The 18951-nt window shown below is 71.7% G+C and carries 15 protein-coding genes; 5 read left to right on the top strand and 10 right to left on the bottom strand.

Going from position 1 to position 18951, the window contains the following annotated elements:
* Positions 1–16: 16 nt before the first annotated feature.
* Together NIE111_RS30485 and NIE111_RS30480 are read right to left on the bottom strand one after the other, a co-directional pair.
* A complete protein-coding gene (locus NIE111_RS30485) occupies positions 17–1165 on the bottom strand; it encodes an acyl-CoA dehydrogenase family protein (protein WP_238687666.1) in 1149 nt (382 codons plus the stop codon).
* Between the two features lie 78 nt (positions 1166–1243).
* Complete coding sequence (locus tag NIE111_RS30480) at positions 1244–2776, bottom strand: acyl-CoA carboxylase subunit beta (protein WP_238687665.1); 1533 nt, start codon at positions 2774–2776, stop codon at positions 1244–1246.
* Positions 2777–2944: 168 nt separating this feature from the next.
* Here NIE111_RS30480 and NIE111_RS30475 point away from each other — a divergent pair, with 168 nt between their 5' ends.
* A complete protein-coding gene (locus NIE111_RS30475) occupies positions 2945–3505 on the top strand; it encodes a snapalysin family zinc-dependent metalloprotease (protein ID WP_238687664.1) in 561 nt (186 codons plus the stop codon).
* A gap of 54 nt (positions 3506–3559) precedes the next feature.
* On the opposite strand, the gene NIE111_RS30470 is transcribed toward NIE111_RS30475, so the two are convergent.
* The 5 genes from NIE111_RS30470 to NIE111_RS30450 all read right to left on the bottom strand — a co-directional run bounded on the left by NIE111_RS30470 (position 3560) and on the right by NIE111_RS30450 (position 11401).
* Complete coding sequence (locus NIE111_RS30470) at positions 3560–4480, bottom strand: hydroxymethylglutaryl-CoA lyase (RefSeq protein ID WP_112601220.1); 921 nt, start codon at positions 4478–4480, stop codon at positions 3560–3562.
* 142 nt (positions 4481–4622) lie between these two features.
* Positions 4623–5960, bottom strand: a complete 1338-nt coding sequence (locus NIE111_RS30465) for an acetyl-CoA carboxylase biotin carboxylase subunit (RefSeq protein ID WP_238687663.1) — start codon at positions 5958–5960, stop codon at positions 4623–4625.
* A 71-nt stretch (positions 5961–6031) separates the two neighbouring features.
* A complete protein-coding gene (locus NIE111_RS30460; RefSeq protein WP_238669677.1) occupies positions 6032–6631 on the bottom strand; it encodes a TetR/AcrR family transcriptional regulator in 600 nt (199 codons plus the stop codon).
* A 100-nt stretch (positions 6632–6731) separates the two neighbouring features.
* Complete coding sequence (locus tag NIE111_RS30455; protein ID WP_238687662.1) at positions 6732–9611, bottom strand: hypothetical protein; 2880 nt, start codon at positions 9609–9611, stop codon at positions 6732–6734.
* A 2-nt stretch (positions 9612–9613) separates the two neighbouring features.
* Entirely contained in the window at positions 9614–11401 is a 1788-nt protein-coding gene (locus tag NIE111_RS30450; RefSeq protein WP_238687661.1) for an HSP90 family protein, read from the bottom strand.
* Between the two features lie 121 nt (positions 11402–11522).
* Between NIE111_RS30450 and NIE111_RS30445 the strand changes: the two genes are divergently transcribed.
* Entirely contained in the window at positions 11523–12746 is a 1224-nt protein-coding gene (locus NIE111_RS30445) for an MFS transporter (protein WP_238687660.1), read from the top strand.
* Here the strand turns inward: NIE111_RS30445 and NIE111_RS30440 are convergent.
* Positions 12743–13900: an FAD-dependent oxidoreductase gene (locus tag NIE111_RS30440; protein WP_238687659.1), complete on the bottom strand. Its 1158-nt coding sequence runs from the start codon at positions 13898–13900 to the stop codon at positions 12743–12745. The genes NIE111_RS30445 and NIE111_RS30440 overlap by 4 nt on opposite strands.
* A gap of 105 nt (positions 13901–14005) precedes the next feature.
* Here NIE111_RS30440 and NIE111_RS30435 point away from each other — a divergent pair, with 105 nt between their 5' ends.
* The 3 genes from NIE111_RS30435 to NIE111_RS30425 all read left to right on the top strand — a co-directional run bounded on the left by NIE111_RS30435 (position 14006) and on the right by NIE111_RS30425 (position 16396).
* Positions 14006–14587, top strand: a complete 582-nt coding sequence (locus tag NIE111_RS30435; protein WP_238687658.1) for a TetR/AcrR family transcriptional regulator — start codon at positions 14006–14008, stop codon at positions 14585–14587.
* A gap of 70 nt (positions 14588–14657) precedes the next feature.
* Positions 14658–15206 carry a SigE family RNA polymerase sigma factor gene (locus tag NIE111_RS30430; protein ID WP_238687657.1) on the top strand — a complete coding sequence of 183 codons (549 nt, stop codon included), beginning with the start codon at positions 14658–14660 and terminating at the stop codon, positions 15204–15206.
* Entirely contained in the window at positions 15203–16396 is a 1194-nt protein-coding gene (locus NIE111_RS30425; protein WP_238687656.1) for a hypothetical protein, read from the top strand. The genes NIE111_RS30430 and NIE111_RS30425 overlap by 4 nt, the downstream gene beginning before the upstream one ends.
* Before the next feature lie 104 nt (positions 16397–16500).
* On the opposite strand, the gene NIE111_RS30420 is transcribed toward NIE111_RS30425, so the two are convergent.
* Complete coding sequence (locus NIE111_RS30420) at positions 16501–17403, bottom strand: sulfurtransferase (protein WP_238687655.1); 903 nt, start codon at positions 17401–17403, stop codon at positions 16501–16503.
* A gap of 92 nt (positions 17404–17495) precedes the next feature.
* Positions 17496–18854, bottom strand: a complete 1359-nt coding sequence (locus tag NIE111_RS30415; protein ID WP_238687654.1) for a gluzincin family metallopeptidase — start codon at positions 18852–18854, stop codon at positions 17496–17498.
* Positions 18855–18951 lie beyond the last annotated feature (97 nt).

Here is an 18951-nt window from a genome sequence, read left to right as displayed (position 1 = left end):
AGTTCGGCTGGGCCACTCAGAGGCCCAGGTCCCGAGCGATGATCATGCGTTGCACCTCACTCGTGCCCTCGCCGATCTCCAGGATCTTGGAGTCCCGCCAGAACCGGGCCACCGGGTACTCGTTCATGAAGCCGTACCCGCCGTGGATCTGGGTGGCCTCCCGGGCGTTGTCCACAGCGATCGTGCTGGCGTGCAGTTTGGCGATGGCGGCCTGCCGCTTGAACGGCTCGCCGGCCAGCATCCGCGCGGCGGCGTCGTAGTACGCCAGGCGAGCGGTGTGCGCCTTCAGCTCCATGTCGGCGATCTTGAACTGGATGGCCTGGTTGGCAGCGATCGGCTGACCGAAGGCGTGCCGCTCCTTCGCGTACTTGATCGACTCGTCGACACAGCCCTGCGCGAGGCCGACGGCGAGCGCGGCGATGGCGATCCGGCCCTCGTCGAGGATCCGCAGGAACTGCGCGAAACCGCGACCCCTGGCCCCGAGCAGGTTGGCGGCCGGCACCCGGCAGTCGTCGAAGGTCAGCTCGTGGGTGTCCGAGGCGGTCCAGCCCACCTTGGAGTAGCCGGGCGCGACGGTGAACCCGGGCGTGCCGGTCGGCACGATGATCGTCGACAACTCCTTGGAGCCGTCCGGGTTCGTGCCGGTCACCGCCGTGACAGTGACCATGGCCGTGATGTCGGTCCCCGAGTTGGTGATGAACGCCTTCGACCCGTTGATCACCCACTCGTCGCCGTCCAGCACCGCCCTGGTCTGCGTGCCGGCGGCGTCCGAGCCGGTGCCCGGCTCGGTGAGACCGAAGCCGGCCAGCGCCTCGCCGCTGAGCAGCCGGGGCAGCCAGGTCGCCTTCTGCTCCTCGGTGCCGAAGCGGTAGATCGGCATCGCGCCCAACGAGACCGCCGCCTCCAACGTGATGGCCACGCTGGAGTCGACCCGGGCCAACTCCTCCAGGGCGAGGCAGAGCGCGAAGTAGTCACCGCCCATGCCGCCGTGCTCCTCGGCGAAGGGCAGACCGAACAGGCCCATCTTGCCCATCTGCCGGATCACCTCGTACGGGAAGGTGTGCTGCTCGTAGTGCTCGGCGATGACCGGGGCGACCACCTCGCGGGCGAATTCCCGAACGCTCTCGCGCAGCGCCTCTTGGTCGTCGGTGAGCCGGAAGTCCATCTCATCCTCCTGTAAGGACGGTCCGCCTCGGCGCTCGTGACGCCGGGGGCGGGTCGCTGTGCGGGCCCGAGTCGGTGATCAGACCGGGGTGACGCCGTGCCGACGGCGGGAGAAGTGCCGATCCTTGGTGCTGGCCGCCGCGAATCGACGGACCAGCTCGGTGCGCAGGTCGTGCGGCTCGACGATGGCGTCCACCACCAACTCGCTGGCCAGCCGGACGACGTCGATGTCCTGCTCGTACTCGGCCCGCTTGGCGGCGACGAAGGCCGCCCGCTCGTCCTCGTCCGCAATGGCGGCGATCTTGTTGGCGTAGACAGCGTTCACGGCGGCCTCGGCCCCCATCACGGCGATCTTCGCGGTCGGCAGTGCGATGGTCGCGTCCGGCTCGAACCCGGGGCCGGCCATCGCGTAGAGACCGGCGCCGTACGCCTTGCGGACCACCACGCAGATCTTCGGAACTGTCGCCTCGGAGATCGCGGTGATCATCTTGGCGCCGTGCCGGATGATGCCCTGCTTCTCCACGGCGCTGCCGACCATGAAGCCGGGCACGTCGCTGAGGAACAGCAGCGGCACGTTGAACGCGTCGCAGAGCTGCACGAACCGGGTGGCCTTGTCGGCCGAGTCGACGAAGAGCACGCCGCCCTTGAACATCGAGTTGTTGCCGACGACGCCGACGACCTGACCGTCGAGGCGGCCGAAGCCGATGGTCAGCTCCTTGGCCCAGAGCGCCTGGATCTCGAAGAACGAACCCTCGTCGAGCAGGCCCTTGACGTACCGCCGCATGTCGAACGCCTGCCGCTCACTGGCCGGCACCAAGGCCGCCAGGTCGGCCTTCGCGGGCGCGGCGACCGCCGGTGCGGTCGGTGGCGCCTGCGTCCAGTTCGCCGGCAGGTACGACAGGTAGGTCTTCACGACGTCGAGCGCGTCGGCCTCGGTCTTGCAGAGGAAGTGCCCGACGCCGGATTCGGCGGTGTGCACCTTCGCCCCGCCCATCGCCTCCAGCGTGGTCTTCTCGCCAGTGACCATCTCGACCATCCGGTCGGAGCCGAGGTACATGCTGGCATTGCCGTCGACCAGCGCCACCACGTCGCAGAACGCCGGGATGTACGCACCACCGGCTGCGCTCGGGCCGAACAGCGCGCAGACCTGCGGGATCGAGCCCGAGGCGCGGACCTGGTTCCAGAAGATCTTGCCGGCGCCACGCCGGCCGGGGAAGAGATCGACCTGGTCGGTGATCCGGGCGCCGGCCGAGTCGACCAGGTAGACCATCGGCACGCCGGCGCCGTACGCCCGCTCGATGATCCTGATGATCTTCTCGACGGTGCGGGCGCCCCAGCTGCCGGCCTTGACCGTGGAGTCGTTGGCCATCAGGCAGACCTGTCGGCCGTCGATGGTGGCGGTGCCGGTCACCACGCCGTCGGCGGGCAGCCCTTCGGCCATCGTGTTGGCGTAGAGGCCGTCCTCGACGAACGAGCCCTCGTCGACCAGGAGCGCGACCCGTTCACGGGCGAAGAGCTTGCCCTTGGCCGCGTTGGCCGCGTGGTACTTGTCCGCGCCGCCGGACCGGGCCCGCTTGCGCAGCTGCTCCAGTGCCTCACCGTCGAGCGTCACGCCGACTCCTCCGCCATACTGACCTGAACGATCGTTAGGCTAGCGCATCGGCGAGGTTGTCGGCGACCCACGAGCGAACCAGACAGCGAAGCCGAGAGCAAGACATTGAAAAACGTGAATACATATCGCTAGGCTCCTGGCACCCCTCCTCCCAGATCGGAGTCAGCGATGACCTCACGACTCAATCGGCTCGCCGTCGCGTTGCTCACGACGACGCTCGCCACCCTCGGCATCACGGTCGCCAACCCCTCGCCCGCGTCCGCCGCCATGACCATCTGCTACAACACCAGCCAGGCGGGAAGCTACGCCAGCGTCGCCAACCAGGCCGCCTCGATCTGGAACAACGCCACAGTCAACCTGACGCTCTCCGCCAACTGCGGCTCCAACCTGCGCATCTACCGGATCACCGGCGGCGGCTCGTACGCCCAGCGGACCAGCCTCGGCAACGGCCGGGTCTACATCGACACCCAGCAGGCCGCCCAGTACAGCGTGCTGCGGATCATGACCCACGAGATCGGGCACATCCTCGGCCTGCCGGACAACTACAACGGAAACTGCGCGCTGCTGATGTCCGGCGGCAGCGCCGGCACCAGCTGCACCAACGCCTACCCCAGCTCCGCCGAGGCGAGCCGGGTGAGCAACCTCTTCGCCGGCACGTTCAGCGCCACCGACCGCAGCGCGGACATCTTCCGCGACAGTTGGCCGAGCACGCTCACCTCGGTGAGCTGATCGACCTGGCACGTGGAGGGGCCGGCGCGTGCGCCGGCCCCTTCCCTCGCGTCCTCAGCTCGGCAGCGGCGTCAGCCGGGTACGCGGACCGGCCCGCAGCACACCGGACGGCAGCTTCTTGCCGAGCAACTCCTCGGCCAGCTCCGCGGCCTCGATGAGCGCAGGCAGGTCGATGCCGGTGTCGATGCCCATGTCGTGCAGCATGTGCACGGCCTCCTCGGTGGCCAGGTTGCCGCTCGCACCCGGTGCGTACGGGCAGCCACCGAGCCCACCGACGCTGGCGTCGAACTCGGTCACCCCCAGCTCCAGCGCGGTCAGCAGGTTGGCCAGCGCCGTACCCCGGGTGTTGTGGAAGTGCAGCAGGACCGGCACGTGCGCGTTGCTGTCGCGTACCGCTGTCAGCAGCTCGCGAACCCGACGTGGGGTGCCCATGCCGGTGGTGTCGCCGAACGCGACCCGGTCCGCGCCGTCGCGGACGACCCGGTCCACGATCCCGGCCACCCGCTGCGGGTCGATGTCCCCCTCGTACGGGCAGCCGAAGCTGGTCGCCACGATCACCTCGACCCGCGCCGACGCCCCGTGCAGCAGGTCGATCAGCTCGGCGATGTCGTCCAGCGACTCGTCAGTGGACCGGTTGACGTTGCGCCGGTTGTGGGTGTCGCTGGCCGAGACCACCACCTCGATCTCGGTGAATCCGGCGGCGAGGGCCCGCTGGGCGCCCCGGGTGTTCGGCACCAGCGCGGAGTACCGCACCCCGTCGGCCTTCACCGCCCGCTGCCACACCTCGTCGGCGTCGGCCATCTGCGGAATCGCCTTGGGATGCACGAACGACACCGCCTCGATGCGGCGTACGCCGGTGCCGGAGAGGGCGTCGAGCAGCCGCACCTTGGCGTCGGTCGGGATCGGGTCCTCGTTCTGCAACCCGTCCCGCGGCCCAACCTCGCGGATCGAGACGGAATCTGGCAGGTCCGCCATAAGGGGTCACCTCACTGTGACGAAAGCAGTGCTTAGGGGGTCCTCCCAGCATGCCACCCCGCTGTTGATCAAGAGGTTCGCGTCATCTGCGGCGCGAATCCTGACGCAAATCTCTTGATCACCGGGGCGGTCAGCGGGGCGGTCAGCGCATGCGGGAGACGATGCTGGTGTCGTAGGCGCCGGAGAGGAACTCGTCGTTGGTGAGCAGCTCGGCGAAGAAGGGGACGTTGTTCTTCGGGCCCTCGATCTGGAACGCCGCGACGGCTGCCTTGGCGCGGTCGAGCGCCTCGTCGCGGGTCGCGCCACTGACGATCAGCTTGGCCAGCAGGCTGTCGTAGAACGGGGTGACAGTGTTGCCCTCGGTGTAGCCCGAGTCCACCCGGACACCCTCGCCCGTCGGCTCCACCCACGTCCTGATCACACCCGGGCCGGGCAGGAAACGCTTCGGGTCCTCCGCGTTGATCCGCATCTCGATGGCGTGCCCACTCGGGGTCAACGCGGCCGGGTCGAACGTCGGCGCCAACCCGGAGGCCACCCGCAACTGCTCCTCGACCAGGTCGATGCCGTAGACGTACTCGGTCACCGGGTGCTCCACCTGCAACCGCGTGTTCATCTCCAGGAAGAAGAACTCGCCGGTGGCTGGGTCGAGCAGGCACTCCACGGTGCCAGCGTTGCGGTAGCCGACCGCCTCGCCGGCCCGCACCGCAGCCGCCAGGAGCCGGGATCGCAGCTCCGGCGAGACAGCCGGCGACGGGGACTCCTCGACCAGCTTCTGGTTGCGCCGCTGCACCGAGCACTCCCGCTCGCCGAGCGCCACCACCCGGCCATCGGCCAGGCCGAGGATCTGCACCTCGACGTGCCGTACCCGGGGAAAGTACCGCTCGATCAACACCGAACCGTCGCCGAACATCCGCTCGGCGAACGCGCGCACCTTGTCGTACTCGGTGCGCAGCGTGGCCTCGTCGGCGGCCACGCCCATGCCCATGCCGCCACCGCCGGCAGCGGCCTTGACCATCACCGGGTAGCCGATCTCGGCCGCGGCCGTCACCGCGGCGTCCAGGTCGGCGGCCGGATCGGTGGTGCCGGGCGCGACCGGAACACCGGCCGCCGCCATCAGGTTCCGGGCGTTGATCTTGTCGCCCATCGCGGTGATCGCGTCCGCGTCGGGTCCGACCCAGATCAGGCCGCTCGCCTCGACGGTACGGGCGAACTCGGCGTTCTCCGACAGGAAGCCGTACCCGGGGTGGATGGCCTGCGCGCCCGTCGACTTCGCGGCGGCGAGGATCGCCTCGGTGTTGCGGTAGCTCAGCGCCGGGTTCGGTGGGCCGATGAGGACCGCCTCGTCCGCCTCCGCGACGAACGGCAGGTCGGCGTCGGCCTCCGAGTGCACAGCGATCACGCGGATGCCGAGCCGCTTGGCGGTCCGGATGATCCGGCGGGCGATCTCGCCCCGATTGGCGACCAGCAGTGACTCGATCATGTTTCCTCCCGGCGTCCGGATGGTGGGACGATGTCAGGGAATCATGACCGGTACGGTTCTGACGAGTCGGCTCAGGCGAGCAGCGCGGCCAGGGTCGCGCCGCGCAGCAGCTCGGCGCGGCGCCGCCGGTCCACCTCACCACCGAGGAACGGCGTCGAGTTCATCAGGCCGAACGCGGCGTGCGCGAGAACCCGCGCCTCACCGTCGGGCATCCCCGGGTGCAGCGCGGTGAGCACTGTCACCCACTCCTCGACGTAGAGCCGTTGCAGGCGACGAATCCGGCGCCGTGGCTCCTCGGGCAGGCGGTCCAGCTCGTGCAGGTGCAACGCGATCACCGCCGGATTGGCCAGCGCGAACTCGACGTGGAAGTCGATCAGCGACTCCAGCACGCCGCGCGGGTCGTCCGAGCGCCCGACGGCACGTTCCCGCCCACCGGCCAGCAACCCCTCACTGACCGGAATCAGCGCGGCGGCCAGCATGGCTTCCTTGCCGGCGAAGTGGTGGTAGAGCGCCGGACCGGTGACCCCGGCGGCCGCGCCGATGTCGTCCATCGACACGCCGTGATAGCCACGCGCCGCGAACAGACCTACCGCGATCTCCAGGATCTCGTCCTTGCGGGACCTGCGCCGGCCCGCACCCGCCGCGCCCCGTGCCTGCTGCTCCACCGTCACCGGGCAAGCCTAGACCGCGAGGAGCCCGCGATGGTTGCCGGTCAGTTCCGTCCGCCCCGGGCCGGGCCGCCCCTGACCTGGCCAGGGGCGGCCGGCGAGATCAGTCGTCCTCGTTCAGGTCGTGCTCCGCGCGCAGCGCTGCCGCTTCCGCGGGTCGATCGAGCAGATCCAGCGCCCGAGCCAGCAGCCAGGCCGCCTGGCGGACCTGCCGCGAGGCGGCCGGTGACCCACCGAGCACGCGGCGCAGCAGCGGCTCCGCCTCGGCCGGCCGGTCCAGGCGCAGCAACAGCTCACCGATCAGGGTTTCCACCTGGGCGGCCTCGCCGAACGCCTCGATCGAGCGCAACCGGTCCGGCACCCCGGTGAGCCGGGCCAGGGCCTCGTCCAGTCGGTCCTGCCCGGTGAGCACCCGCGCTCCGGCCTCGGCCGCCATCGCCAGCTCGTACAGCACCGGCGGTTCGGCCTGCCCGGCCAGCTTCGCCGCCAACCCGTCCACCACCTCGACGGCGCGCAACGCCGCGTCCCGGTCGTCGGCCCAGAACCAGGCGTACGTCTCCCGCCGGCGAGCGCGCAGCTCGTCCAGCGGCAGGTCACCGAGCCGGTACGCCTCGGCCGCAACGGCGAACCGCTCGCCCGCCGCAGCGTCCCGGTCGGCGTCGTAGAGGATCCCGCCGGCCTCCTCCAGCACCTGCGCCCGGTGCGGAAGGTTGTCCGGTCCGTCCAGATTGCTGGCCAACTGCTCCAACAGGGCCAACGCCGGGTCGATCTCACCAAGGCCGGCGTAGACGCCGGCCAGCAGGTGCCGGCAACGATCGGCCTCGGCCTGGGCGCCCAGCCGATCCAGACCGAGCACGGCCTCCTCGGCGACCTCGGCGGCCTCGGCGAGCCGGCCCACCATCCGGTACGCGTTCGCCAGCTCCCACCGCAGGAACGCGTCCCCCTCGGCGCCCCGCTCCACGCACAGCGTCACCGCCTCGACGAAGTCGTCCACCGCGTCCGGGGCCCGGCCGGCCGCCAGCAACGCCCGGGCGCGGGTGACCCGGACCGGCAGCTCCGCGTCCGCCGTGGCCGCCTCCAACGCCTCGTCGCAGGCGGCGACGGCGTCCGCCGGATCGTCGACCAGCCGCGCGTACGCCAGGCACGCACCCGTGACCACCTCGCCGACGCCCAACTCCCGGCCGATCCGGCGCGCCTCTTCGACTGCGGCGCGGGCCTCGTCGACGCGGTCCACCTGCTCCAGCAGGTGCCCACGGTGCAGTGCGATCCGGGCCGCCAGGTACCGATCGCCGCCCGCGTCGGCCGGTACCCGTTCGAGCGCGGCGAGCGCTTCCGCCCAACGCTCGCGGTGCAGCAGCGCCAACGCCACCCGGTCGTGTCCGGCCGCCCGCTGCTGGGCGTCGCCGAGCCGGTCCAGGACCTCGGCCGCCTCCCGGACCAGCAGCAGGCCCTCCTCGGTGTCCTCGTCGGACCGGGTCAACAGCACGCCGAGCCGACCGGCAACCGTCTGGGCGGCCACCTCCTCGTCCGCCTTCCGGTACAGCTCCAACGCCGCCCGATTCAGCGTGATCGCACCCTCGATGTCGTCGTCGCCACGCTCGGACGCCCGCAGCGCCAGCCGGTGCGCGGACGTGCGGGCGGGCAGCTCAGCGGAGCCGAACCGGTCGTCGAACGCGACAAGTGCCGTCCGGAAGGTGGCCCGGTCGTGCCGGCCCCAGCTCTGCTCCGCGAGGTCCAGCAGATCGTCCGGGCCGGCGTCGGCGGGCACTGTCACGGCGGGTCGTTCACCCTTCGCGCTTCGCACTCGCTCGGCGCGCTCGGTGGACGACGCTGGTGCGCTGGGCTGATCCCCGACCGGACGGATCGGGCGGGTCGGGCGGCGGCGGACGCTCGCGGACAGCGGCACATGCTCCCCGCTCGCCTGCACGGCCAGCCGACGAGCGACCCACTGCGACTGGTGGCTCGTGCCGTTACGAGCGTCGAAGCGGGCGGCCAGACCGGTCGCGGTCCCGGCCAGCTCGTCCGCCAACGACGCCGCCGACACCTCGGCGGCCGGCCGGCCGTCGGCGGCCCGGCGGTACACGGTCGACGGGCCGGCCTGACGCAGCGCCGCGGTGGCCGCCGCCGCGAAGTGCATGGCGGCGGCCGGCGACGGCGGCCGGTCCAGCCAGTCCAGGTGCCGCTCGACCAGCTCGATCGCCCGCGCCTCGTTGCCGGTCATCGTGCAGAACTCGATGTGGTCCGCGACGTCCCACAGGTTGGCGAGGTTGCCGCGCAGCCGGCGGTACGCCTCTCGGTGCGCGTCCCGCGCCTCCTCGGCCCGCCCGGTCCGCAGGTACGGCAGGAGCAGCGCGGTGAGGATCGACTGCGGCTGCTCGTTGCAGTTGAGCCGGCCGGCGAGCACCGGCTCGGCCAGCTCCACCGCCTCCGCGTCCCGCCCGGTGTCGGCGAGGTGGCCCACCTGGCTGGTGGGGTCACAACCGGCGCAGTCGGACAGGCCGTCGCGCGGCGTGGTCTGCCAGAGCCGGTACCAGTGCGCGGCGGCCTCGACGTCGCCCACGTGGTCGGCGACCCGGAACCGGTGCTTGTGCACTGCCTGCAGGCTGTGCCCGCCGGCCCGGTAGCGGCGTTCCATGTCGTCCAGCACGGCGTACGTGCGGTCGAGCGGCACCTCCGGGAAGTTCAGCAGCCCATTGATCATGTACTTGAAGTGCCAGAGCAGATTGTGCAGGTGACGCTGGTGGTACGGCTGCGGGTCACTGTCGAATTCGGACAGGCACCAGGAGAAGGTCACGAAGGACTTGGCCGGCTCACCGCCGTAGATGTAGCTGGTGGTGGCCTGCATCCGGGTGACGAATGCAAGGTGCCGGTCGTCGGCGGCGTCCACCCGGCGCAGCAACTGCTCCAGGGCGGCGATCTGCCCCGCTCCGTACGGCATGTCGGAGATGCCGCGCAGCACCCGCCAGAGATCCTCGTCGCTCATGCTCACTCCCGTCCCGGGACAGCCCGGCCGAGCAGGCCGAGGAAGGAATCGTTCAGCAACGCCGCGTCGGCGGCGCGGATCGGATGGTGGCCGAGCAGCAGCGCCTGCCCGTACAGCGCCTCGATGGCCAGACCGACCAGCTCCGGGTCGCTCAGCATGGTCACCCGTCGGACCAGCGGGTTGCGGTGGTTGAGCACCAACTGCGGGCGGTCCGGCGGGGCGGTGGCGGCGAGCGCGTCGAGCACTCCACCCCACAGCTCGTCGGCCCGGTCCCGGCTGGCGGCGAGCTGGTCGTTGAACGCCGCCGACCGGCTGACCAGGTAGAGCGCGGGTAGCGAGACCGGGTCGTACGCCCGGATGACCACCTCGCAGCCGGACCGCTCGACGGCCCGCTGCGCCGCCGCGAGGAACGGCCGCAGCGCCAACTCCACCTGCGGGTCGAGCGCGTCGAACCGGGTGGTGAGGTCGCTCGGCTCCAGCCGCTCGATGAGCACCGAGCGGTCCACCACCGGCAGCCGCTCGATCAGTTCGGTGTCGTACGTGTAGCCGGCGTTGACCACCGCCAGGTCCTGCGCGGCGGCCACCGCGGCGAGCTGGCGGAACTCGTCGAGGCTGGCCGCGTAGCGGACCACGCCGTGGCGTTCGCGGAACTCGGCGAGGGTGAGCGTGCCGACGTTGGTATCCATCGGCCACCACTGGTCGACCAGCCGGAGCATCTCGTCGTCGTGCAGCGCCAGGGCCTTCACCCCGAGGTGGTGCACCTGGAGGAACTCGGCCAGCCGGTGCGGGTCGTGCCGGGCCAACCGGACCAGCCAGCCGCGCACCTGGTCGCCGAGCGCCTCTCGGGTCGCCGTCAGCAGGGTGTCCTCGTAGAGGGCCTCCCGGCTGGCGGTCGGGCGCAGCTCGGTCGCGTCCACCACACAGTGCGCGAAGAACGCCCACTCCGGCAGCAGCCCGTCGGCGTTCTCGGTGAGCAGCATCCGCTTGAGGTAGACGCGGTGCCCGGCCCGGGCCGCCGGGTTCACCGGCGTCGGCAGGATGACGGCGACACCGGTCAGCCCGGCCTCCGGCACGGCCAGCGGCAGGACGTCGAACGGGTCCACGCCGAGCGTCTCCCGGGCGTACCGGATCAGCGCCGCGCGGTCCAGTGGCGCACCCGGCGTGGTCGGCCAGGGCGGCTCCCCGGTGGTGGTGACGACGTCGCCGACGCGGACGGTGACCGGCAGCAGCGCGCCGAAGAGGCGGGCCAGGTCGGTGACTGTCGCGGTGGTGAACCACTGGTCGGCGTCCCGGCGGGGCACCAGCGTGACTGTGGTGCCCGGCTCGGCTCGGGCGGCCTCCGGCGGGGCCACCGTCACCGCGTAGCGGCCGTCGGCGTACCCGGTCCAGTGAACCGTGGGGTTGTCGCCGTGCCGGGTGAGCACCTGGATCTCGTCGGCCACCAGGAAGCAGGAGAGCAGACCGATGCCGAACTGACCGAGGAACTCGTGCCGGGAGAAACCAAGCTCGTCGCGCTTCGAGCTGCGGCCGATGGTGGCAAGCAGCTCGTGCACCTGCGCCTCGGTCAGGCCGATGCCGGTGTCGTGGACCCGTAGTGTGCCGTCGCCGGTGCTGTCCGGGGGTTCGATGCGTACCAGCGCCGGCGCGTCCGGCTCGGTCCTGCGTCGGGCGGTGATCGCGTCCACCGCGTTCTGGAGCAGCTCGCGGACGTAGACCCGCGGGCTGCCGTAGAGGTGATGACTGAGCAGGTCAACCACGCCACGTAGGTCGACCTGGAAAGTGTGATCCACGTCTGTTGTCTCCCCGGTCCCGATGCCGGCGCTCACCGTACCGATGATCACCGACAGGCGCGGTCCCCTTTCGCCCCGGCGGCTTGACCCTCGACCCGGTCGAACCGGCACGGTCGCCGGCATGACTTCCTCCGCTCTGGGCCGGGATTTCCGGCTCCTGTGGTCCGCGGCCGTCTCGTCCCGGTTCGGGGACGCGCTGCGTACCCCGGCACTGGCTCTGCTGGCCGCGACAGTGACCCGCGATCCGCGGATCATCGCGGCGGTCACGGTGGCCGGGCAGTTGCCGCCGCTGCTCTTCGGTCTGCTCGGCGGCGTGTACGCGGACCGCTGGGACCGCCGTCGGACGATGGCGCTGGTCGACGGGGTACGCGCGGCAGTGGTGGCGGCGCTGGCGGTGGTGGTCGCGCTCAACCGGGTCAGTGTGCTGGTGCTGCTGGTGGCGGCGTTCCTGCTCGCCACGTTGGGCACTCTCTTCGACTCCGCGTCGTTCGCGCTGCTCCCCGCGTTGGTGCCGGCGGACGCGCTGCCCCGGGCGAACGGCCGGCTCCAGGCGGGGTCGGCGGTGGCCGGTGGCTTCCTCGGGGCGCCCGCCGCCGGTGTCCTGTTCGCCGTCGCCCCGGCCCTCCCGTTCGCCCTCGACGCCGTGACCTTCGCGGCGGCCGCAGTGCTCGTGCTGGCCCTCAGTCCGCGTCCCGCCATCACCACAGCGACGGCGCGACGGCGCGGCTCGGTGTGGAGCGAGATCGTCGAGGGGCTGCGTTGGCTGCTGGCGCACCGGACCCTGTGGCGGGTCACGCTGCTCACCGCCGCGAGCAACCTGGCGATCAGCGGAATCATGGCGGTGCTGGTGCTCTACGCGCTGGACGTGCTCCGGGTGCCGCCGGCCGGGTACGGGCTGTTCGCCGCCGCCGCCATCGTCGGGGGCGTGGCGGGGGCGCTCGGGGCGGGGCGGCTCGCCGCCCGGCTCGGCACGGTGCCGGCGCTGCGTGCGGTGCTGGCCGTGGAGACAGTGGCGCTGACCGGCTTCGCGCTGGCTCGGCATCCGGTGTCGGGCGGGATCGCGCTGGCCGTCTTCGCCGGCGGCACCGTGGTGTGGAACAGCCTGTGGGCGTCGTACGGGCAGCGGCAGGTGCCGAGCGGGTTGCTGGGCCGGGTCGGTGCGGCCCAGCGGATGGTTGGTCTGCTCACCGCGCCGCTCGGGGCGGCGCTCGCCGGGTTGGCCGCCGCGGCGTACGGCACGGCGCCGGTGGCGGGCGCGGCGGCGGCGACCTTCGCGCTGGTCACCGTCGCCGCGTGGCGGACACTGCGCCCGGCAGCGCCCGCCGTGTTGAGCCGCGCGGGCTAGCCCGGCGTCCGCTCCCGGTGCGACAGCCCGGACAGGCGCAGCGCGATGCGTCGGCGGGCCGGTGGAACGGCACCGAGCAGCCGGAGCAGCACGTCGCGGGCGGGCCGACGAGCCGGCGAGACACCGGCCATCCTGGTCAGCCCGGCGGCGAAGCTCAGCACGTCCTCGGCCATCGGCCGCTGCCTGGCGGTGTAGTCGTCGAGCAGCGTCTCCGGGCCGCCGTCGAGCACGTCCGCCACTGCGGTGCCGAGCGCTACCGCGTCGCAGATGCCGAGGTTCATGCCCTGCCCGCCGGCCGGGCTGTGCACGTGTCCGGCGTCGCCGGCCAGCAGCACCGGCCCGGCTCGGAAGGTGTCGGCGATCCGGTGGTGCACCCGGAACCGGGAGCCCCAGAGCACCTCGGTCACCCGGTCGGGTCGTCGCGCCGGGCCGCGCTCGTCGAGCAGCGCCTGGAGGTAGGCCGCGTCCGGTTCGGCCGGGGCGCTCGCCACGGCGGCAACCAACCGGACCACCCCACCGGGCAGTGGCGCCCAGACCAGCGGTCCGGGGCGGGCGAGGAAGAGCGCCGCCTCGTCGCGAGGCAGCACGCTGCGCACCCGCACGTCGGCGAGCACGAAGGACTCCTCGTCGCTGTCGCCGGTGAAGCCGATGCCGGCCAACTGCCGGACCGTGCTGTGCAGGCCGTCCGCACCGACCACGAACCGGGCCCGCAGTGTCTCGTCGTCGACCTGCGCGAGCATGCCGTGACCGGCGCGGCTGAGCCCGGTGAGCTGGCACGGCCGTCGTACCTGGACACCCAGTTCCGCCAACTTCTCGGTCAGCACGGTCTCGGTGACCGCCTGCGAGACCAGCAGCGCGTAGGGGAAGCGGGACGGCAACTCGTGGAACGGCACCGACAGCAGCACCCGGTCCCGGTCGCGCACTGTGAAACGCGGCGTCCGCACCGCCTGGGCGATCAGCGGCGCCGCGGCGTCGATCTGGTCCAGCACCTCCAGGGTGTACGCGTGCACGACGGCCGCGCGGGAGGTCGTCGGCGGCGCGGCCATCCGGTCCAGCACTGTCACCTCGACCCCGCGCCGGGCCAGCGTCAAGGCGGTGGCGAGACCGGTGGGGCCGGCGCCCACCACCAGGACGTCGGTGCTCGTGGGCAGCATGGCCACCTCCAGAAACCGTTGCCAACACCTGTTGGCAAACATGTGTTGGCAACGCTAGGGCCGTCCTGATTGCGTGTCAACACCTGTTGGCCTACGGTCGTTGGCATGACCCCGTCCGCGCAGTCGACCCAGCCCCGCCGCTCCGACGCCACCCGGGCGGCGATCCTGCGAGCGGCCCGGGAACGGTTCGCGGCGGACGGCTACGAGCGCGCCACGATCCGGGCCATCGCCGCCGACGCCCAGATCGACCCGTCGATGGTGATGCGCTACTACGGCAGCAAGGAGGGGCTCTTCGCGGCGGCGGCCGAGTTCGACCTCCGCCTGCCCGACCTGACCTCGGTGCCGCCCGCCCGCCTCGGTGAGGTGCTGGTCCGGCACTTCCTCGCCCGCTGGGAGGGCGACGAGACCCTGGTGGCGCTGCTGCGGGCCGCCAGCACCAACCCCGGCGCGGCCGAACGCATGCGCGGCATCTTCGCCGACCAGCTCACCGCCGCAGTGGCCACGTTCGGCAGCGACCCGGCCCTGACCGCCCGACGGGCCGGCCTGGTGGCCAGTCAGATCCTCGGCCTCGCCTTCACCCGATACATCGTCCGCCTGCCGCCCATGGTGGACACCACGCCGGACGAGCTGGTCGCCTGGATCGCGCCGACGCTCCAGCGCTATCTGACCGGAACGCCACCGAGCTGACCCAACCTTTTGCCGCCTCCCGTGCGTCTGCCAGGTGACGCCTACAGCGCGACGGCCGGGAGGAGGGCGGATGGCGCCGACGAGGGACGACGGACGCGACGGCTACCTCGCCTTCGTGGAAAACCACCAGCACCGGCTGCTCCGCGCGGCCTACCTGATCTGCGGCAACCGGCATCAGGCCGAAGACCTCCTCCAGGACGCGCTGCTCAAGCTGGCGCTGCGCTGGTCCTCCGTCCGCGACGGCGACCCCTCCGCGTACGTGCGGGCCATTCTCTACCGCGACTCGGTGTCGTGGTGGCGTCGCCGACGGCGCGAATGGCTCAGCGCCGCACCGCCGGACCAGGTGGCCCACGACCGTGACGGCGCGTTACGGCTGACCATGCACGACGCGCTGGGCCTGCTGCCACCGCGGCAGCGGGCCGTGCTGGTGTTGCGCTACTACGAGGACCTGACCGAGGTCGCCACCGCCCAGGCGCTCGGGGTGACGGTCGGCACCGTGAAGAGCCAGTGCCATGCGGCGCTGCGCCGACTCCGCGAGGTGGCCCCGGAACTCGCCCGCGATGCCCGATCGAGCCGAGGCTCGGCCGATCTGGCCAGCGGCCTGGAGGTGAACCCGTGAACGAGCAGGAATTGCGTCGACTGCTGACCGTCAGCGTCGAGGACGTGCTCCCCAGCCAGCCGGCCGCCGCCGGATGGGAACGGGCTCGGCGTACCCGGCGTACCCGGCGGGCCGTCGCAGTGGTCGCCCTGGCCGTGGTGCTGGTCGGTGGCGGCACGGTGGCGGCGTTGCGACCGCCCGCCGACCGGACGCCAGCCCCTCCGGTCGGCCCGACGGTCACCCCGACCGTCGACCCCTCCCACGCGGGTCCGGTGCAGAAACCGCCCGCCGAGCTGACCTACCCGCCCGATCCGTTGGCCAAGCTCGGCGACCCGGCGACAGTGCCGCTCTCCGAGCGACCGGTCCAGCAGGCACTGGCAATGTTCCAGCCCGTCGACGAGGAGTATCGCGCCGACGGCCCGGTCCGGGTGCTCGGCAACGACGGCGTGGTGCGCAGCCTCGACGTGGTGACGCTGGCACCGACTCGGGACGCGGGCGGCAACGAGGCGCCCGCGCTGAAGCCGGGGGTGCTGTCGCCGGACGGCCGGTCGGCGGCGTTCGCGCAGACCAAAGAGCTGATCATGATCGATCTCACCACGGCGGCCGTCCGCCGGATACCCCTCGACGGCTACCTGGAGCTGGTGGTGTGGGCGCACGACCGGGTGCTGGTCGGAGGCGACGACCGGACGTACGCGGTGGACCGGGTCACCGGGGCGGCCAGCACTATCGACGTGTCGACCTGGGAGTTGATCGCGCCCGACCCGGCCGCCGGGCGCGAGGCCCCGTTGATCGACATGTACGGCGAGGGGGCCAGCCTGAAGCTGCGCAGCCGGACCGCCCGGGAGGGCGAACTCCGCTCCGAACAACCGGTCGACACCTCGGGGCTGCCCTCGCCCTACCAGGTCAACGAGTTCTACGGCCGGGGCTGGCTGCACGGCGAGCGGCTGGCGCGGGCGGCCTGGATCACCAACAGCGAGATCGACGGCGCAGAGGGGACGGCAGTGCTGGACGCGCGGACCGGCGCCGTGCTCCACCTGCTCGACCTGGGCCGGGAGCGCGGCAAGGGCTGCTGCGACGTGCTGGGCTGGGACAACAAGGGCGCGGTGCTACTCCGACTGGAACCGGCCGCCCTGGCGCGCTGGCACCCGGAGACCGGCGAGATCACCGGCATCGTCCGCGACCTGCGCGGCGTGTTCGCACTCGCCAGCTGACACGGGTCTCGACGTAATCGACTCGGGCTCATAGATGTCGCGGTGTCCCGGCGAGTGGGACAGCCCGACGTCAGGGAACCCGAGTCGATCACACGACGATCTGGTCAGACGGTCAGGCCGCCGGGCTGGTCGCCCTTGACGACTGGCGCCCGGACCAGGTTGCCCCACTCGGTCCACGAGCCGTCGTAGTTGCGCACCTGCGGGTAGCCCAACAGGTGCCGCAGCACGAACCAGGTGTGGCTGGACCGCTCGCCGATCCGGCAGTACGCGATCACGTCGTCGTCCGGGCTCAGCCCGAGCTGGTCGGCGTAGATGGCCTTCAGCTCGTCGGCGGACTTGAACGTGCCGTCCTCGTTGGCGGCGGACTTCCACGGCTTGCTGAGCGCGCCCGGGATGTGTCCACCGCGCAGCGCGCCCTCCTGCGGGTAGTCCGGCATGTGCAGCATCTCGCCGGTGTACTCACCCGGCGACCGGACGTCGACAAGTGGCCGCCCGGAGGCGACGTGCGCCATGACCTGCTCACGGAAGGCCCGCAGCGGCGCGTCGTCGCGCAGCGGCACCGGATAGTCGGCGCGCGGGCGAGCCGGCTTGTCGCGGGTCACCTCGCGTCCCTCGGCGATCCACTTCTGCCGGCCGCCGTCGAGCAGTCGCACGTCGGCGTGACCGAAGAGCGTGAAGACCCAGAGGGCGTACGCGGCCCACCAGTTGAAGTTGTCGCCGTAGAAGACGACAGTGTCGCCCCGGCCGATGCCCTTCGCGGCACACATCTCGGCGAAGCTCTTGGCGTCCAGGTAGTCCCGGGTCACCTGATCGTTCAGATCCAGGTGCCAGTCGACCTTGACCGCACCGGGAATGTGACCGGATTCGTAGAGCAGCACATCCTCGTCGGACTCGACGACGACGAGGCCTTCATCGCCCAGATGCTCGGCCAGCCACTCGGTGGTGACCAGCCGCTGGGGGTCCGCGTACGACTGGAGGCGGGGATCGGGATCGTTCGGCACAGACATGATCCCCAAGGTACGCCGGATCGCCCGCCGCGACCGCTGTAACAGGACCGGCCCACCACCCGCACGGGATGGTGGGCCGGCCGATCGGCGGGTTACTGGTCGCCGGCCTGCGCCGGGTTGCTCGGCGGCAGATTGCCGACGAAGAAGATGAAGGACGTCGAACCCGACTGGGTGCCGTTCCGGTCGATGCTCCAGACGGTGAGCATGGTCAGCCCGGCCTTGGTCGGCGTCCAGGTCACCGACGCGGTGCCGTCGGCCGCCGCGGCCACGGTGCTGGTCACCGTGTTGAAGCTGTAGCGGTAGCTGACCACGTCAGGCTGGCGCGGGGTGAAGGTGAAGACACCGGGCACACCCGGCCCGCCACTGGTGCCGCCCTGCCGATAGACAGTCGCGGTTATCTTCGGGGCGGTGGACAGCGCGAAGGTGCTCGCCGTGGTGGCGGTCACGCCATCGGCGGTCACGCTGGTCACGGAGAGCGTCCGGTTGCCGCCCCGGGTCGCGGTGACGGTCAGCGTGGCAGTGCCGTCGGCCGCCGCCTCCACCGTCTGCTCGGGGTCGCCGTCCAGGTGGAACCGGTAGCGGATCACACCCGCCATCTGCGGCTGCACGGTGAACGTGGTCGGCACGCCGATCTCGGTGAGTCTGCCGGTGACGATCGGCGCGACGTCGCTGGCCCGGAATTCGTACCGCGCCTCCGGTGACCTGTTCCCTGCCGCGTCCAGGCTCCACACCACGAGAGTGTTGGGCCCCGCATCCGGGCGGAGCGTGACAGTGGCCGAGCCGCCGGGCTGGTCCGCCGGCACCGCGTGGACGCCGTCGCCGCCGAGCAGCTCATACCGGAAGCCGACCGCGTCCGGTGTCGCCGCCGCGTCGAAGGTGAACTGACCCGACAGCGCCGGGTGCCAGCCCTCGACCGGGAAGTCGGTGGAGGTGACGACCGGCGCGACCTCCGGGCCCTGGAAGTCGGTCCGGAGATAGCAGAGGCCACTCCACTCGCCGGTCGCCTGGCTGTCCGCCGCCCGGACCTGCCACGCGTACAACCGGTCGTGGGTGAGCGTTTCCCGTTCGAAGAGGCCGCTCTCCCGATCGCCTTCCCGACCGTTGTACCCGAATCGCTCGATCCGAGCCGTCGGCTCTTCAACCGGCCAGAGCGCGAAGGTCGCGGTCAACCGGTCGGTGCCACCGTTCTCGTCGACGTCCGGGTCGTGCAGGACGGCGGAGAGCGCCAGGTCGTCGTTCTGCCACAACTGGTACGGCTCGGCCGTCGTGCACGGCTCGCCGGAGGTGTGCAGCTCGGTCGGCACACCCGGCGGCTGGTTCAGCGCCTCGTTCGCTGCGGCCGGTGTGGCCGTGAGCGTGAGCGCCCCGGCGGCGACCGCAACGGAAAGCCCCATGGCCAGCAGTGCCCGGACCGGTCCTGCGGATGTCGTCGTGCCAGGTATGAGGGTCATCCCTCATCCACCTTTCCCCGATGTCCCCGCCTTCCGATCAGCGGGGGCAGCGGATGCTATCGAGGACGACGGACATCGGGCTACCCCGATTCGATCG

Origin of the sequence: Micromonospora hortensis, from assembly GCF_022230935.1 — a bacterium.
In the GTDB taxonomy this organism is placed as follows: domain Bacteria; phylum Actinomycetota; class Actinomycetes; order Mycobacteriales; family Micromonosporaceae; genus Micromonospora; species Micromonospora hortensis.
This window is presented reverse-complemented; position numbering and strand designations above follow the sequence as displayed.